General features: G+C 65.4%; 1 protein-coding gene and 1 pseudogene. Both read right to left on the reverse strand.

Features of this window, described 5'->3' with window-relative positions; translation table 11 throughout:
• Positions 1-141: pseudogene (locus tag XH88_RS25700) on the reverse strand (chemotaxis protein CheW); the annotation flags it as partial.
• A gap of 81 nt (positions 142-222) precedes the next feature.
• The coding region (locus tag XH88_RS25705; RefSeq protein ID WP_271671042.1) for a hybrid sensor histidine kinase/response regulator at positions 223-1,731 on the reverse strand (1,509 nt) is incomplete at its 5' end.

Here is a 1,731-nt window from a genome sequence, read left to right on the forward strand (position 1 = left end):
CAGCGGAACGCGGGTGACGCGCTCGGGCATGAACACGTCCTGGACGCGGGAGATCGGCAGGCCGAACAGCTGGCCGCCGATCATCGCGGTGACGTATTCGACCATGGCGCCTTCGGTCGACTGGGTCTTCTTGTTGCTCATCTCGATCTCTCCTCGGGCCCTGACTTTTGTCTGAGCATGATCTTGTCGGAAAACCGTTTCACACTTTTCCGGACCATGCTCTTAGGCTGCCGCGCGGCTCAGCTCGGAGGCGCCGGCGGCGCCCGCGGTCTGCTCCTTCAGCGCCGCGATCAGACCGGGACGGTCGAACTTGGCGACATAGTCGTGGAAGCCGGCCTGACGGCCGCGCTCGATCGCCGCCGGCGAGACCAGCGCCGAGAGGCCGATGATCGGCATCGAGCCCAGATTGCTGTCGGAGCGAATGACTTCCGCGAACTCGAACCCGTTCATGTCGGGCATCTCGATGTCGGTCAGGACCACGTCGAAGTTTTGCGCGCGCAAGGCCGCCAGGCCTTCCTGCGCGGTCGGCGCGGTACGGACGCGGTAGCCGGCCGCCTTGAGCACCGGGGCCAGCATGTTGCGGAAGAATGCCGAATCGTCGACCAGCAGCACCGACTGCGAGTGCATCGACGGCTTCATCTCCTTGCGGGTGAACCAGTCGGCGAACGCCATCGGCAGGAAGTGGCCGACGTCGATCACTTCGGTGGCCTGGCCCTTGATCACGGCCGAGCCGAGGATGCCGCCGGCCGAGCCGCCGACCTCGATGTTGAGCCGTTCCTCGACGATGTCGATGATCTCGTCGACGACGAGGCCCATGGAGCGGCCGTCATCGGCGAACACCAGGATCGGCTGGGCGCCCTGGGTGGCGATGGTGACGCCTTCCATGGCGACCAGCGGCATCAGCTGCTCGCGGTACTGCACCATGTAGCGGCCGTTGGAGAACTCGATCTTGTCGGCGGGGAGCTCTTCCAGGCGCGTGACGAGGCCGAGCGGGACCGCCTTGGGCTGGGACGAGCCGGCACGGAACACCAGCAGCGAGGTGGTCTGCTCGCCCGAGCCGATGTGGAGTGCACCATTGTCGTCGGCCATGTCATGGGCCGAGGAGCCGGCGGCGCCGAGCGCCTTGGCGATGCCGTTGGGGTCGATGATCATGATCACGGCGCCATCGCCCAGGATGGTGTTGCCGGAGAACATGTCGATGTGACGCAGCTTGGTCGACATCGGCTTGACGACGATTTCTTCGGTGTGGAACACGCCGTCGACGACGATGCCAAAGGTCTGGCTGCCGACCTGCGTCACCACGATGAAGCCGTTCTCGGGATCGGATGCGGCGCCGTCGTCGATCTTGAGCAGCTTCTTGAGGTGGATCAGCGGCAGCAGCTTGTTGCGCAACCGAAGAACCGCGGTGTCCTTGATGCGCTCGATGCGGTGCTCGGAGTTGGCACGGGCACGCACCAGCTCGACCACCGAGAGCTGGGGAATCGCGAAGCGGTCGCCGGCCGCTTCCACGATCAGCGCCGAGACGATGGCGAGCGTCAGCGGGATCTTGATGGTGACGGAGGAGCCTTCGCCGGCCACCGACTTGATGTCGATGGTGCCGCCGATCTGGTCGATATTGGTGCGGACCACGTCCATGCCGACGCCGCGGCCCGAGACCGAGGTGATGGCGGCCGCGGTCGAGAAGCCCGGCGCGAAGATGAACTTGTGGATCTGGGCTTCGCTCATCTTCTC

It is taken from the genome of Bradyrhizobium sp. CCBAU 51627 (assembly GCF_028128765.1).
Taxonomy (GTDB): Bacteria; Pseudomonadota; Alphaproteobacteria; order Rhizobiales; family Xanthobacteraceae; genus Bradyrhizobium.